Annotated in this window: 17 protein-coding genes; 9 read left to right on the top strand and 8 right to left on the bottom strand. The window is 61.6% G+C overall.

Annotated elements, in window-relative coordinates; genetic code table 11:
* Positions 1–9: 9 nt before the first annotated feature.
* The 7 genes from GJW30_RS09540 (at position 10) to GJW30_RS09510 (ending at position 5,524) form a co-directional block, all read left to right on the top strand.
* Entirely contained in the window at positions 10–1,026 is a 1,017-nt protein-coding gene (locus GJW30_RS09540) for an ABC transporter substrate-binding protein (protein WP_096354649.1), read from the top strand.
* A 16-nt stretch (positions 1,027–1,042) separates the two neighbouring features.
* Positions 1,043–1,462 carry a GFA family protein gene (locus GJW30_RS09535; protein WP_096354647.1) on the top strand — a complete coding sequence of 140 codons (420 nt, stop codon included), beginning with the start codon at positions 1,043–1,045 and terminating at the stop codon, positions 1,460–1,462.
* Between the two features lie 80 nt (positions 1,463–1,542).
* A complete protein-coding gene (locus tag GJW30_RS09530) occupies positions 1,543–2,028 on the top strand; it encodes a pyridoxamine 5'-phosphate oxidase family protein (RefSeq protein ID WP_096354645.1) in 486 nt (161 codons plus the stop codon).
* Between the two features lie 93 nt (positions 2,029–2,121).
* Entirely contained in the window at positions 2,122–2,970 is an 849-nt protein-coding gene (gene pdxY, locus GJW30_RS09525) for a pyridoxal kinase PdxY (RefSeq protein ID WP_096354643.1), read from the top strand.
* The gene (locus GJW30_RS09520; RefSeq protein WP_096354641.1) at positions 2,967–3,857 is read left to right on the top strand and encodes a PhzF family phenazine biosynthesis protein; all 891 of its coding nucleotides are present in this window, start codon (positions 2,967–2,969) and stop codon (positions 3,855–3,857) included. Before pdxY ends, GJW30_RS09520 begins: the two co-directional genes overlap by 4 nt.
* Entirely contained in the window at positions 3,854–4,546 is a 693-nt protein-coding gene (locus GJW30_RS09515) for a hypothetical protein (protein ID WP_096354640.1), read from the top strand. The genes GJW30_RS09520 and GJW30_RS09515 overlap by 4 nt, the downstream gene beginning before the upstream one ends.
* A gap of 54 nt (positions 4,547–4,600) precedes the next feature.
* Complete coding sequence (locus tag GJW30_RS09510) at positions 4,601–5,524, top strand: polyphosphate kinase 2 family protein (RefSeq protein WP_096354638.1); 924 nt, start codon at positions 4,601–4,603, stop codon at positions 5,522–5,524.
* A 4-nt stretch (positions 5,525–5,528) separates the two neighbouring features.
* Here the strand turns inward: GJW30_RS09510 and GJW30_RS09505 are convergent, their stop codons facing one another.
* Together GJW30_RS09505 and ilvC are read right to left on the bottom strand one after the other, a co-directional pair.
* Positions 5,529–7,175 carry a Na+/H+ antiporter gene (locus GJW30_RS09505; RefSeq protein ID WP_096354636.1) on the bottom strand — a complete coding sequence of 549 codons (1,647 nt, stop codon included), beginning with the start codon at positions 7,173–7,175 and terminating at the stop codon, positions 5,529–5,531.
* Between the two features lie 114 nt (positions 7,176–7,289).
* Positions 7,290–8,309 (bottom strand): ketol-acid reductoisomerase, encoded by a 1,020-nt coding sequence (gene ilvC, locus GJW30_RS09500; protein WP_096354634.1) that lies wholly within the window; start codon positions 8,307–8,309, stop codon positions 7,290–7,292.
* A 400-nt stretch (positions 8,310–8,709) separates the two neighbouring features.
* On the opposite strand from ilvC, the gene GJW30_RS09495 reads away from it, so the two are divergent.
* Positions 8,710–10,275, top strand: a complete 1,566-nt coding sequence (locus tag GJW30_RS09495) for a family 16 glycosylhydrolase (RefSeq protein WP_096354632.1) — start codon at positions 8,710–8,712, stop codon at positions 10,273–10,275.
* A 16-nt stretch (positions 10,276–10,291) separates the two neighbouring features.
* On the opposite strand, the gene GJW30_RS09490 is transcribed toward GJW30_RS09495, so the two are convergent.
* The 5 genes from GJW30_RS09490 to GJW30_RS09470 form a co-directional block, all read right to left on the bottom strand.
* Entirely contained in the window at positions 10,292–10,837 is a 546-nt protein-coding gene (locus GJW30_RS09490) for a hypothetical protein (protein ID WP_130364856.1), read from the bottom strand.
* Positions 10,838–10,875: 38 nt separating this feature from the next.
* Entirely contained in the window at positions 10,876–11,412 is a 537-nt protein-coding gene (gene ilvN / locus GJW30_RS09485; RefSeq protein WP_245408707.1) for an acetolactate synthase small subunit, read from the bottom strand.
* A 13-nt stretch (positions 11,413–11,425) separates the two neighbouring features.
* Positions 11,426–11,905, bottom strand: coding sequence for a hypothetical protein (locus GJW30_RS09480; protein ID WP_096354626.1), 480 nt, complete (start codon positions 11,903–11,905; stop codon positions 11,426–11,428).
* 2 nt (positions 11,906–11,907) lie between these two features.
* Complete coding sequence (locus tag GJW30_RS09475) at positions 11,908–13,656, bottom strand: acetolactate synthase 3 large subunit (protein ID WP_245408742.1); 1,749 nt, start codon at positions 13,654–13,656, stop codon at positions 11,908–11,910.
* A 282-nt stretch (positions 13,657–13,938) separates the two neighbouring features.
* Positions 13,939–14,376 (bottom strand): acyl-CoA thioesterase, encoded by a 438-nt coding sequence (locus tag GJW30_RS09470; protein WP_096354621.1) that lies wholly within the window; start codon positions 14,374–14,376, stop codon positions 13,939–13,941.
* Positions 14,377–14,512: 136 nt separating this feature from the next.
* Between GJW30_RS09470 and GJW30_RS09465 the strand changes: the two genes are divergently transcribed.
* Complete coding sequence (locus GJW30_RS09465; protein WP_096354618.1) at positions 14,513–15,355, top strand: protein-methionine-sulfoxide reductase heme-binding subunit MsrQ; 843 nt, start codon at positions 14,513–14,515, stop codon at positions 15,353–15,355.
* On the opposite strand, the gene miaA is transcribed toward GJW30_RS09465, so the two are convergent.
* Complete coding sequence (gene miaA, locus GJW30_RS09460) at positions 15,352–16,281, bottom strand: tRNA (adenosine(37)-N6)-dimethylallyltransferase MiaA (RefSeq protein WP_245408706.1); 930 nt, start codon at positions 16,279–16,281, stop codon at positions 15,352–15,354. The genes GJW30_RS09465 and miaA overlap by 4 nt on opposite strands.
* Positions 16,282–16,287: the final 6 nt, after the last annotated feature.

Raw genomic sequence — 16,287 nt, 5'->3', positions numbered from 1 at the left:
AGCATAGTCATGACCACACGCCGCTCGTTCGTTATCGGCACCGGCGCATTGGCGCTGTCCGCGACGACGCCTGCACTGGCTCAAGAAAAGAAATCGCTGACGCTCGGCGTTGGCGGCAAGGGCTTGCTCTACTATTTGCCGCTCACGCTGGCGGAGCGCCTCGGCTACTTCAAGGAGCAAGGTCTCGACGTCACGATCACGGATTTCGGCGGCGGCGCGAAATCGCTGCAGTCGCTGATCGGCGGTTCGGCCGATGTCGTGACAGGCGCCTACGAGCATACGATCCGCATGCAGGTGAAAAACCAACCGATTGTCGCCGTCACCGAACTAGGCCGCTTTCCCGGCATCGTGATCGCGGTGCGCAAGGATCGCGCCGACAAGATCAAGACGCTGAAGGACCTCAAGGGCGCGAAGATCGGCGTGACGGCGCCGGGCTCATCGACGCACTTCTTCGCCAACGCACTGATCGGCAAGGAAGGGCTCAAAACCTCCGACGTCTCGATCATCGGCATTGGCGGCGGCGCCGGCGCGGTTGCGGCGATGAAGAAAGGCGATATCGACGCGATCAGCAATCTCGATCCGGTGATTTCGAAGCTGGAGCAAGACGGCGACATCGTCGTGCTCGCCGACAGCCGTAGCGAAGAAGGAAACCAGAAGCTGTTCGGCGGAAACAACCCGGCCGCCGTCGTCTACTTCAAGGCCGACTTCGTGCAGAAAAATCCCGAGACGGTGCAGCGCGTGGTCAACGCCTTCTACAAGACGCTCAAGTGGCTCGAGAAGGCGAGCGCCGACGACGTCGCGAAGACGGTGCCGCCCGAATATCACCTCGGCGATGTCGCGCTCTACAAAAAGGCGTTCGAGGCTTCGAAGGCGATGTATTCCAAGGACGGTATCGTGTCGGACGCCGGCATGAAGAACGCCTACGGCATGCTGAAGGATTTCGACGAGGAACTGAAAGGCGCGAATGTCGATTTGAGTAAGACATTCGATGCGCGCTTCGTGAAGAAGGCGGCGGGCGGGGCTTGAGCAACGGGAGACGGCAATGACGCAAAAGCTTCACGGTGGTTGCGCTTGCGGCGCGATCAAATACGAGGCCGCCGCCGATCCGGTCACCATGCTCAATTGCCATTGCCGCCACTGTCAGCGCGCGAGCGGCTCGGCCTATGCGGCAATCGTCGTATTCGACAAAGGCGCCGTGACGCTCTCGAGCGAGCCGAAGTATCACGCCTCGACCGGGATCAGCGGCAACCGCGTCGATCGCGGCTTCTGTCCGGAATGCGGCAACCCGGTCAGCATCAAGCTGGAGGCGATGCCGAACATTCTCGGCATCCAGGCAGCGACGCTCGACGACCCGGCTCTGTTCAAGCCGGCGGTCGACCTCTTTACCGCCAGCGCACAAGGCTGGGACCAGATGCACCCCGATCTGCCGAAGCATCCGCAGGGTCCGCCGCGGCGCAAATGACGGAACCCGCCGAGGCGCGGGAACTTCATGCGGGCGCGGCCCGTTGACCTGCCAACTCATCCCCGAGATTGGAGGCGTCAATGCCCACCCCGCAGGAACTCGAAGCTGAATTCTGGAAAGCTCTCAAATCCGACATGACGATGATGATCGGTCTCGACGGTGTCGAGGACGGTCATGCGCGCCCGATGACGGCGCAGGTCGACGGTGATCGTGGACCGATCTGGTTCTTCACGTCGACCGACACGGACCTCGCCAAAAAGGTCACGCAGCACGCCCGCGCCATCGCTACCTTCACGTCGAAGAACCACAAGCTGTTCGCGACCGTACATGGCGGGCTGTCGCTCGACACCAGCCGCGAGAATATCGATCGCTTGTGGAACCGCTACGTCGAAGCCTGGTTCAAGGGCGGCAAGGAAGACCCGAAGGTCGCCCTGCTCCGCTTCGACGCCGAGCGCGCAGAGATCTGGGAAGACGCTTCCAGCATCATGGCGGGCATCAAGCTGATGTTCGGCGCTGACCCGAAGGAAGAATACAAAGACAAGGTGGCCAAGGTCGCGTTCCGCTAATCATCGCGGAACTGATCGAAACCATCGCGGAAATGCATTTGTCGCACCTGGATCGGCGCGCTACCAATACGTCGGTAGTTCCAGGTGCGATGAATGAACCTTCTCTCGATCCAATCTCACGTTGCGTACGGTCATGTCGGCAACGACGCGGCCGTGTTTCCGCTGCAGCGGATCGGCGTCGAGGTTTGGCCGATCCATACCGTACAGTTCTCTAACCACACCGGCTATGGCGCATGGCGCGGGCGTGTGTTTGACGGCGACTTCGTGCGCGAGGTTTTTGCCGGTATCGCTGAACGCGGTGTGCTGCCGCGATGCGATGGCGTGCTGTCGGGTTACATGGGTGACGCCGGCATCGGCGAAGCTATTCTGCATGCGGTGGCGGAAGTGCGCGCCGCCAACCCGAATGCGCGCTATTGCTGCGACCCGGTCATCGGCGATGTCGGACGCGGCGTTTTCGTACGGCCCGGCATCGCGGAGTTCATGCGCGAACGCGCGGTGCCGGCTGCCGATGTCATCACGCCGAACCAGTTCGAGCTCGACCTGCTCACCGGCCGCTCCACCGCGACTTTGAGCGATGCACTCGCGGCGGTCGATGCTTTGCATGCTCTCGGCCCGCCCGCAATCCTCGTCACGTCGCTGATCACCGAAGATACGCCGAACGACGCCATCGATCTCATCGCATCGGATGGCGGTAAACGCTATCGCGTGCGGACGCCGAAGCTGCCGATCTCCGTCAACGGCGCCGGCGATGCGATCGCTGCGTTGTTCTTCGCTCACTGGCTGCGCTCAGGTTCGGTCGCGACAGCGCTCGGGGCTGCCGCCGCCTCGGTCTACGGCTTGCTCAAACGCACGGCCGAGGCGGATTCGCGCGAGATCGTTCTCGTTGCGGCACAGGACGAATTCGTTACTCCCAGCACCACGTTTGAGGTTCAGCCACTATGAAGACGCGTCCTTACACAGTGCTCGATGTTTTCACCTCGCGGCGCTTTGCTGGAAATCCACTCGCGGTCGTCCGCGATGGCGAAGGCCTCGATACCGAAGCGATGCAGACGATCGCGCGCGAATTCAATCTCCCCGAAACCGTGTTTCTGCTTCCGCCGGAGAGCGACAAACACCGCGCGCGCTTGCGCATCTTTACGCCGAAGGCCGAGCTTCCCTTCGCAGGGCATCCTACAGTCGGCACTGCCGTGTGGCTTGGCCTCGATGCGCCGGGCGCGTTTGTCCTCAAGGAGGAGATCGGCGAAGTCTCCTGCCGGTCCGAGAAACGCGGCGATGGCCACGGCTTCGCGACCTTCGATCTGCCGAAGTTGCCGAGGCGGGTCGCCGACGCGGCTGAAGCTGAAATCATCGCGCATTCGCTCTCGCTCACGCTTGACGATCTCGGCTGCGACGATTTCGCGCCGGGCGTCTGGTCGGCAGGCAATGCCTTCACGATGGTGCCGGTGCGCGGGCTCGATGCCATCGCGCGCGCCAACGCCAACACGGCGCATTGGGAAGCCGCTTACGGGCTCGGCAAAGCCGCCTCGCCGTTCCTTTTTTGCCGCGAGACGGCGGAGACGGGCCACGCCTTTCACGCGCGCATGTTCGCGCCGACGATGGGCATCATAGAAGATCCTGCCACCGGTTCCGCGCTCGCGGCGTTTGCCGGACTGATCGCGCAAAGCGGCGGCCTCTCGGACGGCACACACGAGCTTGCCGTGGAGCAAGGCTACGAGATGGGCCGCCCGAGCATCATGCATCTCACGCTCACGCTCAAAGCCGGCGCGATCACCAGAGCCTCGATCGGCGGCGATGCGGTCGTCGTCGCACGCGGCGAGATCGTCGCGTGAAAGTCGCTCGCGTCAATCATCTCGATCTTCGTTTCGAGCCGCAGCCGTGGCCGTTCGCGGTCGAGCGGCACGCGGAGATCGACGCGCATTTTGCCAAGCTTCGCGCTGAGAAACCCGCGATGTACAATGGCCGCGTGCTGCTGATGCATCGCCACGATCTCAGCGGCGATACGCTGCGCGGCGCGTATCTTGAGACTGACTTCGCAAGCTTCATCGCGTGGCGTGATTTCGGCAATCCGCCGCCGCCCGTGTGGAATTGCTTTGCGCAAGGCGCGCTGCGCGGAAGCGACGGAGGATACCTCCTCGGCGTCATGGGCGAGCACACGGCGAATGCCGGAAATATTTACTTTCCGAGTGGCACACCGGATCCGAACGACCTCGTGGGTGAAACCGTAGACCTCAACGCTAGCCTCACGCGCGAGATCGATGAAGAAACGGGCCTCACCCCCGCCGACTACACGCCGGCTCCCGACTGGACCTGTATCTTTGCCGGCCCACGCATCGCGCTGATCAAGATCATGCAACTTGATGAACCGGCGGATGCAGCGCGCGAGCGCATCCGTCACAATCTATCGTTGCAAACCGAGCCCGAGCTTGCGGATATGTATATCGTCCGCGGTCCGGACGACCTCCGCGACGTCATGCCGGATTTCATCCGCGCTTACTTCGCAAGCGTTGAGCGGCTTTGACTTTCAGTAAGCGACCGGCAAAACTCCCGCGCGTAATGCGATAGGGAGCGCACAGTGATTTCCAAAAAGGTTATCGATTCTTTCAAGGTTACCAACGGCAAGAAGTTTCGCCTTGCCGATTACAAAACCAATGACACGGCCGGCGTCGACATTTCAAAGGAAGACGCCGCCACGTTGCTCGCCGAGACCGTGAGCAAGATCGCGGATCTTCAGGCGAAGCTCTACGCCGACGATCGGTCGGCGCTGCTCGTTATCGTGCAGGCGATGGACGCGGCTGGCAAAGACAGCGCAATCGCGGCTGTTACGTCGGGCGTCAATCCGGCCGGTGTCGTCGTGCATTCGTTCAAAGCACCGACCTCCACCGAACTCGACCACGATTTCATGTGGCGCACGACGAACGTCCTGCCCGAGCGCGGACGCATCGGGATCTTCAATCGCTCGTATTACGAAGAAGTCCTCATTACGCGCGTCCATCCGAATATTCTCGAACATCAAAAGCTGCCGAGAGACTCGATCACTCCCAACATCTACAAGGATCGCCTCGAAGATATCCGCAGCTTCGAAGCTTACATCGCGCGCAACGGCATTCGCCCGATTAAGATCTTCCTAAACGTTTCGATGGACGAGCAGCGCAAGCGCTTCCTCTCGCGCATCGACGAGCCGGCCAAGAACTGGAAGTTCAACATGGCCGACGTCACCGAGCGAAAACTGTTTTCGAAGTACATGGAAGCGTATGAAGACGCGATCCGCTCCACAGCCACTCCAGAGGCGCCTTGGTACGTCGTGCCGGCCGATCGCAAGTGGTTTGCGCGGTTAGTGATGGCGGGTGCCATCCTCGATGCACTGGAAAAGATCGATCCGAAATTCCCGACATTGCCGAAAGAGCAATTGGCCGAGCTTAAAGCCGCGCGCGCCGCGCTGATGGCGGAAGGCCCGCTTAAGGAAAAGAAAGAGAAGAAGAAAGAGAAAGACGAATAGCCGCTCAAGCTTTCGTATTGGCGCCGCGGAATTTCCGCAGCGTCGCTTCCGTCATCGCAAGATCGCTCATGAGACGGTTCACGGTCTCATCGCCGATCTTGCGCTTGACGAAAAGTTCGCGGACCGCAAGTCGCTCGGAGGCGATCGCGGCGAGACGCAAATCATCCTCCAACCGCGACAATGTCCGCGCTTCATCTTGCTGCGCATTGCCGTCTTCGGCGGCTGCGATGCGCAACCGATAACTGGCGATCAGGCGTTCGGCAGCCGCCGTCGCCAATTCCTCAGACGCTGCGAGTCCACCCGCGCGCTCCTGAATGGTCGCGATCGCGGCGGAGGCCGCTGCGATGCGAGCCGCACGCTCCTCGGTTTCGAGCGGATTGTCCGACGGCAGCGTCAACTTCGACGTGATGAATGGCAACACCAAAGCCGCGATCACGAGCGAGCAAATGATGACACCGGCGGCGAGGAAGATCGCGAGGTCGCGTCCCGGAAATGGCGCTCCGTTCGGCAGCAGCAGCGGGATCGACATCACGCCGGCGAGCGTGACAGCGCCGCGCACACCGCCAATCGACAGCGCAAATGCCGCAAACAGCGGCATCCGGCTTGCGACCCGTCCTCGCAGCCGCACTGCGATGTAGCGGATTTTTGCATTGCCCATGACGAAGACAAAACGAACGATGAGGAGGCCGATCGTCAGCGCGACGATCACGGCGAGCGGCTCAAGCCATGCATGCCGCGACGCAATTTCGGGCGGCACCTTCCGGATGATGTCCGGCAGTTGCAAGCCGAGCAGCAGAAACACCATGCCGTTGAAGACAAAAGCGATCGTCCCGGAGACGATGTTGCTTTGAATTCCAGCCGCCAGACCGATGTGCTTGTACATCCCGGACCAGCGGAACAGCAGTCCCGCTGTCACGGCCGCGATGATGCCGGACGCGTGGAATTGCTCTGCCACGATGTAGGCCGCGAACGGCAGCAAGAGATTGACCAACACCTGCACTTCCGGTGCGATGTCGCCGAGCTTCGCCAAGAAACGCTGCGCCTGAGCCAGAACGACCAGCGTCACGAGTCCCGCAAGCGCGCCACCGGCTGCGACCAGAACAAACGGCCCGTAAGTGGACTTTAGGACGAAGGTGCCGGTGAGCGCCGCCGCGATTGCAAAGCGAAAGACAACGAGACCGGACGCATCGTTGAGCAGCGCCTCGCCTTCCAGCAAATGCATGAGGCGCGGCGGCATCTTCGCGCGGTCGATCAGCGACGAGACCGCGACCGCATCCGTCGGCGAAAGCACTGCCGCGAGCGCGTAAGCGACAGGCAGCGGCAGCGCCGGGATGAGCCAATGCAACAGCGGCCCGACAACTGCGATCGTGAAAAAGACGAGACCGAAAGCCAGCGACCCTATCGGCAGCCAAAGCTCGCGCAACTCGCGCTTCGGCGCGTTCAAACCATCGATGAACAGCAGCGGCGGAATGAACAGCAGCAGGAAAAGCTCTGGGTCGAGCATCACGTGGATGCCGCCAAGCTGAGGCCAAGCCAAAGCCGCACCCAGCGCGATTTGCACGAACGGCGCCGGGATGCGCGTCAGGCGGACGAGCAAGCCCGACACGGCGACGGCAAAGAGAAGCTGTAGGACGAGTTCGGCTGTGTGCATGTGACGCGCCGTATGGAAGACTAGCAACGATGGCGCAAGACGATACCGTCGTCCATCCCGGCCAAAAAAAAGGGCCGCACGAAGCGGCCCTTTTCTTCGGAGCGATAAGCGCTCTTAGTTTTTGGCTTTGTCGACCAGCGCGCCCTTCTTGATCCACGGCATCATGTCGCGGAGCTTAGCGCCGACTTCTTCGATCGGGTGGCGGGCGAGAGCCGCGCGGGTCGCCTTGAACGACGTCTGGTTGACGCGGTTCTCGAGCATCCAGTCGCGGGTGAACTTGCCCTGCTGAATGTCGGCGAGCACGCGCTTCATTTCGGCCTTCGTCTCGGCCGTGATGATACGCGGACCCGTCACGTATTCGCCGAACTCGGCGGTGTTCGAGATCGAGTAGTTCATGTTCGCGATGCCGCCTTCGTAGATCAGGTCGACGATCAGCTTCACTTCGTGCAAGCACTCGAAGTAGGCCATTTCCGGCGCATAGCCGGCTTCGACCAGCGTCTCGTAGCCGGCCTTGATAAGCTCGACGAGACCGCCGCAGAGCACGACCTGCTCGCCGAACAAGTCCGTCTCGCACTCTTCCTGGAACGTCGTCTCGATGATGCCGGCGCGGCCACCGCCGACTGCCGATGCGTACGAGAGGCCGAGGTCATGCGCATTGCCCGACGCGTCCTTGTGGATCGCGATGAGGCACGGCACGCCGCCGCCGCGCTGATATTCCGAACGCACCGTGTGTCCCGGGCCCTTCGGCGCGACCATCAGCACGTCGAGATCGGCACGCGGCTCGATGAGATTGAAGTGAACGTTAAGGCCGTGCGCGAACATGATCGCGGCGCCGTTCTTCATGTTGTCGTGCAGGTGCTCGCGATAGATGTCGCCTTGCAGCTCGTCCGGCGTGAGCATCATCACGACGTCGGCCCACTTGGCGGCGTCGGCGACTTCCATCACCTTGAGTTTTTCGCCCTCGGCCTTCTTCGCCGAAAGCGAGCCCTTGCGCAGGCCGATTGCAATGTCTTTCACGCCCGAGTCGCGCATGTTGAGCGCGTGAGCATGGCCCTGGCTGCCGTAACCGATGACGGCGACTTTCTTACCCTTGATCAGGTTCAAGTCGGCATCGCGATCGTAATAAACACGCATGGGAACGTTTCCTCGTGGGGAGTTGGCCAACCCGTTCGGGCGGCAGGTCGAAAAATGGCTTCCGCTTTTAGCCAGCGTGAGACGGGTTGGGAACATCTGTTTTCATTGTTTTTCGCCTGCGGCGCTCGCCGAATTTCCGGCGAAGCGTGCTTCAAATGTTCGGATTTGAACGGGTTGCTCCACACGGAACGAACCAAGTTTAGATTTGCCCATATCTTCAACTTTCAGACGTATTACCTCAGGGATACACTTCGATTCGGCAGCGCTAACACCGTTATACTTGTGTAACCCAAGCGGCCTGCTGATCAATATTCGACCTATCCCAGTATTCGCCGATCGCGCGCGTAACGGCGGTTGCTTGCGAACACGCTCCAATTCCGCCTGCAGGTTGTGAGGGAAGATGGTTCCGTCCGGATATACGGCCACATTCACCGAAGAGTTCAACGAGCTCAGCGTCTCGGCGTGGGGCCCCGGCACGCGCTGGATCGCGCACACGCCGTGGAACGGAGATTTCGGCGACGCGACGTTTGCCGATCCCGCCAACGGCTTTCCGTTTACGGTGACCAACGGCGTACTCCGCATCGAAGCGAGTAAAAGCAGCGGTCAGTGGCAATCCGGCCTGCTCGCTTCGGTCGACGCGCAAGGGCACGGCTTTTCGCAGCAATACGGTTACTTCGAGATGCGTGCGCAGCTACCGAGCGGCGCCGGGGTCTGGCCGGCATTTTGGTTGATTGGTCTCGATCGCTCGCAATTCACCGCCGAGATCGACGTGATGGAGCAACATGGTTCGGCGCTCGGCGATCGTTATTCGTCGGCCGTGCACACCTGGTATCGTGACGGCAGTCAGCCAAGCGCAAGCGTGGCAAAACAGCATATTGTCGGCGCCAACGTGATGACGTCCGGCTTTCACGACTACGGCGTCAACGTCACACCGACATCGACGATCTTCTACTTCGATGGTCAGGAAGTCTGGCGCACCGCAACGCCCGAGTCGCACAAGCAGCCGATGTATATCTTGCTTGATCTCGCGCTGGGCGGCGGGTTCCCGATCAATCAAACCCCCAACCCGTCATACATGTACGTCGACTACGTTCACGTCTACCAGACGACGACGCAGCCGACTGATCCACCGCCGCAGGGCGGTATCGTCGGCACCAGCGGCAACGACAACCTGAAGGGAACGGCCGCCGCGGATATGATCACTGGCCTTGCGGGCAACGACGCGTTGAATGGTCTTGCCGGCAATGACACGCTCGACGGCGGCGCCGGCAACGACATTCTGACGGGCGGTCTCGGCGCCGACTGGATGATCGGTGGCGCCGGCGATGACATCTTCTACGTCGACGATATTGGCGACCGTGTCAGCGAAGCCGTTGGCGAAGGCTACGATACGGTTCGCAGCTCCGTTTCGTTCACGCTGCCGGACAACGTCGAGAAACTCACATTGTCTGGCGACCTTTCGACCAGCGGCACTGGCAACGCGCTCGCCAATGAACTCTACGGCGATGCCGGCGCCAACACTTTGAGCGGGCTCAGCGGGGCCGACAAACTTTTCGGTTTGGCTGGCAACGACCGGCTGCTAGGCGGCGATCAGAACGACACGCTGATCGGCGGCCTCGGCGTCGACACGATGACTGGCGGCGCAGGTGCGGACCGCTTTCAGTTCGACGTTATCGGCGACAGCGGAGTGACGGCTGCGACGCGCGACTTCATCACCGATTTCTCGCGCACGGAGAATGACATTCTCGCGCTCAGCGGCATCGATGCAAACACGCTCGTGGCGGGGAACCAGGCGTTTGCATTCATCGGCACATCGGCTTTCTCGCGCGCAGCCGGTCAATTGCGCTACGGCACGAGCAACGGCATGACGATCGTCGAAGGCGACGTGAACGGCGACGGCATTGCAGACTTTTCAGTCGCGCTGCAGGGAATTCAATCGTTGACGGTCGCCGCGTTCATTCTGTGAGTCGCTCAGATGGCACTCAATCGCCGCAACTCTCGAAGTCGCGTTTCATGGCAGGGCAAGCGGCCATGAGTTTTTGCACTGCGGCCTTTGCACCGCTCAGCGGAACGCGGCCCAAAACCTTAGGCTTTTCCGCGCCATCGTCGAGGACAAGCGTCTTGCCCTTGAGCATCTCGTGGACGCTGAGCCCGCAGGTCGAGCCCTCGCCCTCGAAGTAACCGCTCTTCTTGTCGACCGTGTAGCCGCCCTCGCCGCGCGTCCCGGTGAGCTTGTAGTTGATCGAGGCGCCGTTCGGCGTCGTCTGCACGAGGCCCGGTGTGAATAGCATCGCAAAAACCGGCCCTGGCTGGTTGCTCGGTGGCAGGCAGCGCATGCCGACGCTATGGTCGCCCGCTGTGACCCAGGCCGACATGCCCCACAGTGGATGCTGACCGTACGTCCACGCAACTGTGGGTTGCGTCGGCTTGGCGGCTTGGGATGTTGCCATGGGTGGCTTGGCGGCGGGCGGAGCCGCCGTCTGCGCCGATGCCGGCACGGCAAGGCCGAGCGCCAAAACGGTAGCCAACTGAATTCGCATAAGATGCCCCGTTGGGTCGGCGGTTCTTACATCGGCTCCGGGCCGCGGCTGATCGCCGCGACGCCCGTGCGTGACACTTCGACGAGGCCGAGCGGCAGCATGAGATTGATGAAGGTCTCGACCTTCTCGGTGCCGCCCGTAATCTCGAACACGAAGCTCTCGGTCTTCGCATCGATCACACGCGCACGGAATGCGTCGGCGAGACGCAGCGCCTCGACGCGATCGTCGCCCTGCCCGCGCACCTTCACCATCGCGAGCTCGCGCTCGATCGACGAACCTTGCACGGTGTGATCGACGACGCGATGCACCGGGACGAGACGATCGAGCTGGTTCTTGATCTGCTCGATCACCATCGGCGTTCCGGTGGTAACGACCGTGATGCGCGATAGATGCTTCTCGTGCTCGGTCTCGGAAACGGTCAGCGAATCGATGTTGTAACCGCGCCCTGAAAAGAGACCGATGACGCGGGCGAGTACACCCGGTTCGTTATCGACCAGAACAGACAATGTGTGCCGCTCGATCTTCTCGGTGACGGTCGCGGTTTGATAATGCGAGATGTTCACTGTCTGGTTCCGTCTACTTATAGCGTTCGGGATAACGGGCTCGCCCGTATGCATCCATGCCTTGGACGCGAACGATTTCGGTGAAGGTTTTTGCCTCTTCGGGCGAGAGGCGAATACGCTGGAAGGTGCCGACGATGCGCTCCTGCATCGCGCTAATGGCGACTTCAGCTTCCGGCAACTCATTCGCCTTTCGCGCGTCCGCCGTCATGGTCTTGCTGAACTCGGCGACGACGCGCGAGACGATCATGTCCTGCGCAACGCAAACCTGAAGCGGCGGCGTGAAGACATGCGAGAACTGCAGTTCTCGCTCGTAGCACGCACGCATCTCGCCGAAAGCTGAGCCAAGGCCCTTCGCCTTTTCCGTCTCTGCAAGTTTACGCGCAGCCGAGACGACGTTGTCGACGACCTTTTTGTCTTGCGCCGAAGCCGTTGCAACAGCCGCTACGAGAGCGACGGCCGTCACGAGTGTACCGAGAATCTTACGTTCGATCATGCTCACACCAGCGTTTTGCCTTCCTCGGTGATCGCCTCATCGAGATTTTGCGCGGCGTCACCCAGGATCATTTCGTTGTGCGCTCGGCCCGATGGAATCATCGGGAAGCAGTTTTCCATCTTGTCGACGAGGCAGTCGAAGATGACCGGCTTGTCGACGTTGATCATTTCCTTGATCGCATCATCGAGATCGGCCGGATTGGAGCAGCGAATTCCGACCGCGTGATAGGCCTCGGCGAGCTTCACGAAATCCGGCAAGGCTTCCGAGTAGCTCTCCGAATAACGGCCGCCGTGCAGCAGCTCCTGCCACTGGCGAACCATGCCCATGTATTCATTGTTGAGGATGAAGATCTTGATCGGCAGGCGATACTGCGCCGCCGTCGACATCTCCTGCATATTCATCAGCACGGAGGCTTCGCCCGCAATGTCGATCACCAGGGCCTTCGGATGCGCCATCTGCACGCCGACCGCGGCCGGCAAGCCGTAGCCCATCGTGCCGAGACCGCCGGACGTCATCCAACGTTTCGGCTCTTCGAACTTGTAAAACTGCGCGGCCCACATCTGATGCTGACCGACTTCGGTCGTGATGTAAGTGTCGCGATCCTTCGTCAGTTCGTAGAGGCGCTCAACGGCGTACTGCGGCTTGATGATGTCTTTCGACTGGCGATACGCGAGGCAGTCGCGGCGGCGCCAGGTTTCGATCTGTTTCCACCATGTGCCGATCGTCGCCTTGTCGGTCTTCTGCTTTGTCGCCTTCCAGGCGTCGACCATCTCGGCGAGCACATGCGCGCAATCGCCGATGATCGGCACGTCGACCTTGATGGTCTTGTTGATCGACGACGGATCGATATCGACGTGGATCTTCCGCGAGCCCGGCGAGAAGGCGTCCAGGCGACCCGTGATGCGGTCGTCGAAACGCGCACCGATGTTGATCATGACGTCGCAGTCATGCATCGCCCAGTTCGCTTCGTAGGTGCCGTGCATGCCGAGCATGCCGAGCCACTGTTTGTCGGACGCCGGATAAGCGCCGAGGCCCATCAGCGTCGAGGTGATCGGGAAGCCTGTCAGGCGCACGAGCTCGCGTAGCAAGCGGCTCGCCGCCGGGCCCGAGTTGATGACGCCGCCACCCGTGTAGAAGATCGGCCGGCGCGCGGTGGCCATCAGCGCGACGGCTTCCTTGATGCGCATCGGGTCGCCGTCGAGGCGCGGCTTGTAGGTCTTGTGCGCGACATTCGACGGACCCGTATAAGTGCCGGTCGCGAACTGAATGTCTTTCGGGATGTCGATGACGACCGGACCCGGGCGGCCGTTGCCTGCAACGTAGAACGCTTCGTGCAGGATGCGCGCCAGATCCGCGATATTCTTCACGAGGTAGTTGTGCTTGGTGCAGGGACGCGTGATGCCGACCGTGTCGGCTTCCTGAAACGCGTCGTTGCCGATGAGATGCGTCGGCACCTGACCCGTGATGCAGACCATCGGAATCGAATCCATCAGCGCGTCGGTGAGACCCGTCACGGCATTCGTCGCGCCGGGACCCGAGGTCACCAGGACTGCGCCGACTTTACCCGTCGAACGGGCATAGCCTTCGGCCGCATGCGCCGCGCCCTGCTCGTGGCGGACCAGCACGTGCTTGAGCTTTTTCTGCTGGAAGATGGCGTCGTAAATCGGCAGCACAGCGCCGCCCGGATACCCGAAGATGTGGCCTACCCCTTGATCAACCATCGCTTGTACGACCATCTCGGCGCCGGTCATCTGGCGCGGGCCGGTCTCCTGAGGTGCTTCGGCCTTCGCGGCCTTCGGCGTCTTGGCTTTTGCTTTGGTGCTCATCGGGTTAGCTCTCGGGTCATTTCGGACAATAAAAAAGGCCCCGTGAGGGACCTGGTATGCGCCACCTATTCGCCGGCCTCAAGGCCGTCGGGAGGGTGGCGCCAGCGATACAATAAGAACACGCGACAAGGGTCGCTCCTCAGGGTGATTTCGGGGCGGACCATAGTCCGCGCCGTTTTAAGGGTCAAGCGGGGGATTTCGCGGAATTTAGGAGACCTCGCGGCCCTCGCGGTCCGAAATGAGCTTCCGGATGTGGTCCGGCACGCGGGCCGGGCGATGGGTCGCCTGGTTGGTGTTGACCCAGATCACCTCGCCCGTGGCCAGCGCCTGATCGCCGCCCTTGAGGTAAATCGCAAGCTCGAAGGTCATGCTCGAATTGCCGAGCTTGCCTACCCGGCAGCCGACCTCGATTTCTTGATCGAACAAGATCGGGGCTTTGTACTCCACGGTCGATTTCACGACATGGAAGTCCTCGCCGGTCTGCTTGGCGTCCTCGTATTGGTCGAAGCCCAGCGCGCGGAAATACTCCGTGATGGTCACATCGTAGTAGGTCAGATAATGCGCGTTGAAGACGACGCGCTGGCCGTCGATCTCGGAATAGCGGACGCGAAACGGGAAGAAGAAGCGGAAGCCTGAGCGCTGCATGCGGGTTTCTTGTTTGTGATGGGTGCTCCGTTCTAGCGGAACATCGGCGTACCGGGAAAGTTTTCGTGAGATGCTGTAACCTTTCCGCAGCCTCGTTCGTAGAGGCAGGATACGCCGCCACACAACAACGGGCTCGATGTTCCTCCGCGAGAAAAACGGCCGCTGGTCCCCGGAAAAGATTCTGGCCTTCGCGGTGTCGATTGCGCCGCTGATTTGGCTCGCCTGGCGAACCTGGACGATCGATCTCGGCCCCCGCCCCGCGACCGAAGCGCTGCATTTCACCGGCCGCTGGTCGGTGCGCCTACTGCTGCTCTCGCTCATGATCTCACCGGCAAGGCGGCTATTTCCGGTCGGCAAGCCGATGCTGGCGCGCCGCACGCTCGGCGTTGCGGCGTGCTGCTACGCCGTCTTCCACTTCGTGCTCTACATCGTGCAGGAGCGCTACGACTTCCTCAAAGTCGCGACCGAGATCGTCCTGCGTTTTTATCTGACGATCGGCTTTGTCGCCCTCATCGGGTTGATCGCACTCGGCGTGACGTCGACCGACGCGATGATCCGCAAACTCGGGCCGCGCTGGAACACGCTGCATCGTGTCGTCTACGCGATCGGCATTCTCGTCATTCTGCACTTCATGCTGCAGAAGAAGCTGGAGATCTACGAGCCCGTGTTGATGTTCGGCTTGATGCTGTGGTTGTTCGGCTATCGCCTCTTGCACCGTTACGCGAATGCCGGGTGGGTTTCGCTGATCGGCCTATCGATCGCGAGTTCTCTGCTCACGGCTTTGTTCGAAGCGGGGTGGTACGCGGTGAAAACCGGCGCGAATGCCGTGATGGTGCTGCAGGCCAATCTCGAATTCGAATACGACATTCGCCCCATGTGGTGGGTGCTGGCGGCCGGGCTCGCCGTGACGTTCGTGTCGCTCGTCGCACAGTGGTGGTGGCCGAAACCCGCGCCGCGGCTGCGCAGCGCGCGCGCCTAGAGCTGCCGCGCCACGCTACCCAGCGCCGTCTCCGACGTTTCCCACGGCCAATCCGGAAACTGGTTGCGCGCCCACGTGCGCTGACGTTTCGTGTACTGCAGCGTCTCGAGCTTGCCATGCGACGCGGCGTCGGCGAGAGAAATTTTGCCGTCGAAATATTTGATCAGCCACGGCACGCCGTGCGCCTTCATCGCGGGCAGCGCCGGATCGAGCTTGCGTTCGCCGAGCGCCTTCACCTCGTCGAGCGCGCCCTGCTCCAACATCTGGTCGAAGCGTCTGCCGATACGACCCGCGAGATCGTCGCGATCGCAATCGACGAAAACACACGCCGTATTTGCTCCGTCCAGAATCGGCGGCGCATTCTCGCGCTGCCAGTCGGACAGTGTGCGGCCGGTCGCCTCCAAGACTTCGATCGCTCGGACGATGCGGCTGCCGTCACTGGTGTGCAGACGCGCGGCAGCCTCCGGATCGCCAACCGCAAGCTCCGCGTGCAGCGCTTGCGAGCCTTCGCGCTCGATGCGCGCGCGAACTGACTGACGGATCTCCTCGGGGATCGGCGGAATGGCGGCGATACCCGAGGTCAGCAGCTTGAAATACAGCCCGGTGCCGCCGACGATGATTGGGCGCACGCCGTCGCGTCGGCAGGTCTCCAGTTCTTGCTCGGCGTCGCGCAGCCACTGCCCGGCCGAATAGTTCACGGCCGCATCGATCCAGCCGTACATGACGTGCGGAACCTGCGCCTCCTCGTCCGGCGTGGGGCGCGCCGTGATCACTCGCAAGTCCGCGTAAACCTGCATCGAATCCGCATTGATGATGCGGCCACCAAAACGCTCCGCCACGGCGATCGCCAAAGCCGACTTGCCGCTGGCGGTCGGGCCTGCGATAAGCACCGGCTTTCCGGCGGGGTATTGCTCGTCTTTTTCCACGATTGA

Source organism: Variibacter gotjawalensis (genome assembly GCF_002355335.1).
GTDB classification, from domain to species: domain Bacteria; phylum Pseudomonadota; class Alphaproteobacteria; order Rhizobiales; family Xanthobacteraceae; genus Variibacter; species Variibacter gotjawalensis.
This window is presented reverse-complemented; position numbering and strand designations above follow the sequence as displayed.